The 6626-nt window shown below is 55.1% G+C and carries 5 protein-coding genes; 3 read left to right on the plus strand and 2 right to left on the minus strand.

Going from position 1 to position 6626, the window contains the following annotated elements; genetic code table 11:
• Positions 1-428: 428 nt before the first annotated feature.
• A complete protein-coding gene (locus tag ABWV79_RS22185) occupies positions 429-1712 on the minus strand; it encodes an adenylate/guanylate cyclase domain-containing protein (RefSeq protein ID WP_353394986.1) in 1284 nt (427 codons plus the stop codon).
• A 425-nt stretch (positions 1713-2137) separates the two neighbouring features.
• Between ABWV79_RS22185 and ABWV79_RS22190 the strand changes: the two genes are divergently transcribed.
• Both ABWV79_RS22190 and ABWV79_RS22195 read left to right on the plus strand, forming a co-directional pair.
• Complete coding sequence (locus ABWV79_RS22190; RefSeq protein ID WP_170356191.1) at positions 2138-2731, plus strand: ankyrin repeat domain-containing protein; 594 nt, start codon at positions 2138-2140, stop codon at positions 2729-2731.
• Between the two features lie 14 nt (positions 2732-2745).
• A complete protein-coding gene (locus ABWV79_RS22195) occupies positions 2746-3225 on the plus strand; it encodes a YHS domain-containing (seleno)protein (RefSeq protein WP_170752043.1) in 480 nt (159 codons plus the stop codon).
• A 19-nt stretch (positions 3226-3244) separates the two neighbouring features.
• Here the strand turns inward: ABWV79_RS22195 and ABWV79_RS22200 are convergent, their stop codons facing one another.
• Positions 3245-5449, minus strand: a complete 2205-nt coding sequence (locus tag ABWV79_RS22200) for an adenylate/guanylate cyclase domain-containing protein (RefSeq protein WP_353394989.1) — start codon at positions 5447-5449, stop codon at positions 3245-3247.
• A gap of 927 nt (positions 5450-6376) precedes the next feature.
• On the opposite strand from ABWV79_RS22200, the gene ABWV79_RS22205 reads away from it, so the two are divergent.
• Positions 6377-6544: a hypothetical protein gene (locus ABWV79_RS22205; protein ID WP_353394991.1), complete on the plus strand. Its 168-nt coding sequence runs from the start codon at positions 6377-6379 to the stop codon at positions 6542-6544.
• Positions 6545-6626 lie beyond the last annotated feature (82 nt).

Genomic DNA, 6626 nt, shown 5'->3' on the forward strand with positions numbered 1-6626 from the left:
ACCACTGGGGCATAAACGGGGGCATTTCTCGGAGGGTTTAGCCCCAAGAGCCTGTCGTCGTTCCATGTTCTGATGAACTGGCTGGGGCGGTAGGAATCCTTGCCGTCCGATGATTGTTATCGGCTTTTCCAACTGGTGACCGGAACTGGGGCGGTTTCTGGGGCGGAACGAGGACGAAGGACGAGTGAGCACGGGGCATTTTGACCGCTAGAGAGGCTGTTATCGTGTGCTGACTGGGTGCTGACGATATCGCTAAACAACCGCCCACCGGCGCTGAGACAACCGCTGACGAGTCGTTCCGGGGGGCTGAAGACTGGTCGCTGGTGCTGGCGGTTTGGGGGTGGAGCGGACGTTCATATCTAGTGCTGCGAAGGACTGGTTAGAGCCCTAAGCAGCCTTCAGAGCAACCGTCGCCAATGCGTGTTATTCTACTCTGCATTGCCCTTGGTCATTCGAAAAACCTCAACCGGTTCGCGGATGCCCTTGAGCGTGACCTCTCCTGCTGAGACCGACGGGAATTCGTTTTCCACAGCGATCGCTGCGCGGGTGCTGAGTAGTATCTCGCCGTCCTCAGCCATATCGCAGAGACGAGCCGCTAAATTGATCGCAGTGCCCGAGGCGGTGTAGTCTGATCGATCTTCATACCCGACTATGCCTACGGTCGCATATCCGAGTGACACGCCCACGCCAAATCCAAGTCTATGACCAAGCCGCTTCCATTTCTTGGACAACGCAACCATTTTCGCGCGCATCGCAACCGCGAGCCGAACCGCGTCTCTGGCAGGGTCTTCGCAGGGCAACGGATCGTTGAACAGCACCATGATCCCATCGCCCATACGATGGTCTACGCCCGCTCCATGCGCGTTGATCAGCTTCCCCATTTCCTCGTGATAGGTCTGCAACACCTCGATGGTTTCTTCGGGTTCCGCAGTTTCGCAAAATGCCGTGAACCCACGAATGTCACAAAAAATAACACCCAAAAGGGAGCGATGGCTTTTCAACAAGGCCTCAGAGCCTGAGGAGATCACCGTGTCGGCGACAGCGTTGGGAAGAAAGCGTTTAAGGCGGCTCATTCGCTCAATCTCGCCTACCTGTTCCTCGACGCGGTCTCCAAGTTCTGCATTTAGCTTTTCCAAGGCTCTAAACTGTCGCGCGTTTTCGATGGCGATGACGGCTTCGGTGGCAAAGTTATCGACCAAAAGCAGGTCGTCAGGTGCGAATTTGCCGACCTCTCGTCGCAACAGAACCAGATTGCCAAGAGATTTCCCCTGCGAAACAAGCGGGACGAACACACGCGACAGGATACCATCGACGTCCACCAATTTTATCGCATCCGCATGCCTGGATTTGTAGAACTCCGTCTCGCGTATATCAGGTTCTTCGACGATCCGACGCGTTTTGACGCTTTTGTAAGGTGCAAATTCTCGGCCGACTTGAAAGACGTTGCCGACCTTCATCATAGTAGTCGCTTCCCCCGTGGCAGCAGCTATTTTCCATTCGGTATGGTCCTCATTGATCAAAACCACAAAGGTCATCGGAGCACTACACAACCGCGCTGCGTTTTTTACGATTGTATGAAAAACTGGCGTCTCATCGTCGCGGCTTTGGCTTATGACAGTCAGGATTTCCCGCGTCGCGGCCTCACGGTCACGCGCTCGAACAAGTTCGGCTCGAAGGGTTTGTTTATAGGCGTTGTCCTGTGAGTCCGGCACAATTTGCCCTCGGTTCCTGATCACATTTCAACATGGATATCACACAGGGCTTGCGAGACCAGAGAATTGCAGAGCGGACGCCAGGCGGAGGCAGCTTTGTCCGCATAGTGGTCGTTCGAGGGACCTACGACGAATTTCTGCTTCGAGCCCGAAGCAGACCTTCTCGACCAGTAGACCACGCCGGTGCAGCATTACTTCTCGTAAACCGGAGCGCCGCGGCGCAGATTAAAGACCAAACACTCATGCTTGCTGCGGCGAAATTCGGAGGCACTACGACTCCATCGCGGACAAAACACTCGTTGTCTCTGAGGCCGCTGCATGGACTAAACCCACTCGATCGGATTCGTCCTCAACACCGCAGCGAATAAGCCGTCGTTGCGCGAAACAGCGGCTCACTGTAGACTTCAAACAGGGGAGGTAGATCCATGCGTTGGATTATTACCATCTTTACAACTGCATTCTTTATACTTGGGCCCGCTCAAGCAGGTCAGTTATTCGATGCAGCAAAGCAGGGCGATACAGCGACCGTTAAGGCTCTGTTGGAAAGCGGTACCTCGGTTGATGAGCGGGGGCCGAACAAGGCTACGCCCTTGATCGCTGCTTCGTTGGCTGGAAACACCGAAACCGCTGCGGCTCTGATCGAAGCAGGGGCTGACGTGATGGCGCGTAACCACAGCGGTTTCACTCCACTTCACGCGGCTGCCTTCGGCGGTAAGATTGAGACAGCGCAGCTGCTTCTCGCTAAAGGCGCAGACGTGAATGGACGCATCAACAGGGCCGAAAAGTCACCCATCTTCATGGCGGCCGATGAGGGTCATATCGAGATGATCGAGCTACTGCTCGACAACGGTGCGGATATTGTGACACTCGATAACGATGGCTTTTCGGTTCTAATCCGAACGATGTTCCGTAAACACTATGATATCGTTGGGCTGCTGAAGCAGAACGGAGCCACATGCCCCCCGCCGGATGCCTTCGGCCCGGAATTTCACCGCCTGTGTTTGGAGGCAGGCACATAAGGTAAGGTCAAAAAATGAACATTCGACTTCTGATGAGCGGGCTGGTTATTGCAGGCATGACCACGAGTGCGCTGGCGGATGAGCCCATCAACACTGGGCCTTTCGGCGATGTTGCAATCAAGGGTTATGATACTGTTGCCTATTTCACCGAAAGCCGTGCGGTAAAGGGGTCAAGTGAGTTCGCATATGATTGGCTTGGCACGCCATGGCACTTCAACAGCGCGGAGAACCGCGAACTGTTTAAGTCTGACCCAACCAAATACGCTCCGCAATACGGCGGGTATTGCACATTGGGTGTCGGCCTTGGGGCCAACGCGTCTGAAAATATCGACCCAGTAAATTCCTGGCGGATCATCGATGGGAAGCTTTACTTTATATCGGACCCGACCGGAGCAGAAATGCTTGACCACCCAGAAGGGGAGGCGGTGATCGCCAAGGCGGATGCGAATTGGGAGAAGACCAAGCCGCTGGCAGCCAAGGATTACTCCAACTGACGCGCACCTCGGATGATGGTCATCCGCCAGGTCTAAAGTGAAACAGAATATGCGGGTTGATGTAGCTGTAAGGCGCGCTCGCCCCGACCTCTTCTTCGGCATTTTTGTAGACCATGCCACAAGCCGGGCGACCAAGCGAAAGACCGGGTTGTTGCAAGCACAATGTGTCATCTTTCACAAATGCCGATCCAGTGACAAACAATGTGGATGCGCGCAAGGCCATACTTCCGTTCTCTGAAATCTGCATCAAGCCGGGTCCGCGGCCTTCGAAGTTTCCCTGCCATATGTTGCCATCGATCAGAGCGGTAACCGCGTCGGCAGATAGCTTTTCGCGCGCGCCAGGTTGAAAGTCGAAGGGCCATTCTTGCACGCCCGCAGTCAACATTGCATCAATGATCCGATCGAGTTCTTCCTGCTTCCGAAAATGCGCAAACAAGACCTTGTAGAGTTGCGCCGAAGTATGCGGAGCAAATTCGGCCACCTCGTCTGCAGTTGCTTGCGCCTTTTGCGTCTGGCCAGCCTCTCCATAGGCGGCAGCGAGGATGTTAAAGTAGTCCTCAATACCTTGAGAATTGCCTTTTATCTCCTCAAGGATTTCGACGGCACGTTGGGGACGCCCTGTCAGAATATAGGACAAGCTTGCGATCTGACGTGCATAGCCCGGCAATAGTGGGTTGAGACGCAGAGCCGTTTCGAAATTCTCGATCGCCTCTTCATGTCGTCCGTAGAATGTTTGCGCAAAGCTCAGCGCAAGATAGGCAGATGCTTCACCGGGGGCTTTCTCGACAGAAAGCTGCGCCGAGCGCATCGCTTCCTCATACCTTCGATCCACAGTCTGCAACTCGCTTAATACTGCGAAAGGCATCGCCGCATCGGGATCAATTTCTAAGGCACGACCAGCATGTTCGTAGGCGCGTTTCCGGGCGACCGGAAAGGGCAGCACATCGTCATAGTTGCGGCGCATGATCAATGCCTCGGTGCGGGCCTGTGCCGCGAATGCCCTGGCAAAAGTCGGGTCGATTGCGGTTGCTTCCGAATAGAGGCTCAACGCTTCGCGCAGCTTGGGCCGAAAGCCGCTGCGAGCGGCTTCTTCGGCTCTGAGAAAGAAGTCATATGCTTCCAGATCCGTTGTAGGTAGGCGTTCGATCCGCTCTTTTTCGGACACACTCACATCTACACCAAGTTGATCAATGATCTCGTTTATCAGGCCAGCCTCCATGGAGAAAATATCGGCTTCGTCTCGCTCCAACCGCTCGGCCCATACTGTCTGCCCGCTGCTCACATCTGTCAGCCGCGCGTTGACCAAAAGCCGAGTTCCCGCTCTGCGCACGCTGCCTTCGAGAACATAGCCCACCCCCAACTCGCGGCCGATGGCCCTGCTGTCGATTGTCCGGTCCCGATAGGAAAACGCGGTGTTGCTGCCGATCACCATCAGCCCGGCGACTTTCGAGAAATCTGTAATCAGATCGTCCGTGAGCCCATCTGCGATGTAGCGTTCCGCGTCTGGCAGCCCGAGGTTTTCAAAGGGCAACACGACGAGAGAAGGCAGCCCGTCCTCTGCCGCGATGATTTCACTTTCAGCGCCGCCGAAAAGGGCAACTATGCCATCACGCAATATAAAAGCGGCACCTGAAAGAACCGCGATTACGGCCACCGCCGTGACAGCGCCTCGAACTTTGAAGCGAGACAGTGAAGTGTATTTCGAGCCATTCGGGTCCGCCATCCGAAATACCGTGAGAGGCTCAGGTATGTTTTTGACCCGGTGGACACCCGCAGATTCAAATAGCTTACTAACTTTGCCGCGCGTGTGTTCGTAAACCTCGCGCGAGATGCAGATGCCTCCGGGCGTAGCTAGGGGTTCCAAGCGCGCCGCAATGTTAACACCGTCTCCGTAAATGTCGTCGCCATCGATGATTAGATCTCCCAGGTTGATACCGATCCGCAATTCGATACGCTGGTGGGGATCAATGGTGTCGTTTCTGTCCTTAACCGCCTCCTGTATCTGGATCGCAGCCTCGACGGCATCAACAACGCTTGCAAATTCGGCCAGCAGTCCGTCGCCGATAAGCTTGACGATCCGCCCGTTCTTTTCATCTATCAAACGGGTGAGGATGTCTTGGCGCACCGTGGTCAAACGTTCGAAAGTGCCCACCTCATCCTCGGCCATCATACGGCTGAAACCGACTACGTCTGCGGCGAATATGGCGGCAAGCCTGCGTTCCAAGGTTTGCCCCTCTCCTCCAAAATGCGGGCAGTACTGCGAAGTTAACACTAAAAAAAACGTGACGGAAACTGCGCTCGCTAAAAAAATTTGGCTGGGCGGGTGCTTGTCTTTCAAAGGTACGGTGGCGCAACAAGCCAGTTGTCTCCGCAGCAGCATAAGGCAGCTTGCTCCGCATTTGAAACATTGTATCCGAGCGAAGCGAACGGCCTGATTAAGTTTTGGCCTATATTCATGATTTGAACGTCCGGTATCGAGAAATCGTGCTGCGCCGTCGCGGGCGATACCGTGACACTGTCGAACAATCGATATTATTTTCGCTGCGCCAGCATCGGGCGGCTTTGTCCGCAGAGCTGTCATTCAGCCCGCCTTCAACCAACGTCCGCTTTGAAGAAAGTAAGAAAACAAAGCGAGAGGCGGGTGCCCGGCAACTCCTTACGCTAGGCCCTCTCGGCTCCACCGAGCCTTTATCTGGCAGGGGTTATGCTTGTTCTCGGCGTCCTGATGAGCCCGTGCATGACAGCTTGGGCATAGTGCAATCGCGATGAAAGTTTTCTTGCCCGTTGAGATGTCGGAGCAAAGTTCCTCACCGCAGATCTCGAGCAACTCCCCGCGCCACATTAACTCTTTGGTGGTGATGCCACATTGCTGGCACTGCGCCTCTTCAAGAGCACACCTGACTTCCTCAACCGAGACTATCCGTTGATAGTTGCATGCAGTATCGGCCATTTTCCTACCCCGCGAAATCGTTGACAACTCAACCCTGTACAATGGACCTGCTCTGGCCTCACCCAGTATTCGCCTTGGGAGACTCAGGCTAACGCAGGTGTCGGGCGCATACAAGCCAGCGGGCATTACTCACTCCTGCCCCCCAGAAAACCGAGCAACCTCCTGCATCTAAATAGAGAAGCAACTGCAGGAGTTTGATCCATGAAGTACCTGTCTGCCCTCGGCGTTCTCGTCGGGGGTTTTCTTTTGCACCCACCGCCCAAGGCTGTCCTGACGACGATGATCTGGGTGGTCTCTCGGTCCCACCCCGCTGTCTCAGCTCTGGTTCTGCTGGCGGTCCTCTGGACGTGGAAGTCCGACAATGACTGAGCTGGAGCTGAACCCCGGTGACGTCGTGGTCGTTCGCGCCGTTGATGATGTCCCTGAGCATCTGTTCCGCGTGGAAGAGGTA

It is taken from the genome of Ruegeria sp. HU-ET01832, assembly GCF_040371315.1.
Lineage (GTDB): Bacteria > Pseudomonadota > Alphaproteobacteria > Rhodobacterales > Rhodobacteraceae > Ruegeria > Ruegeria lacuscaerulensis_A.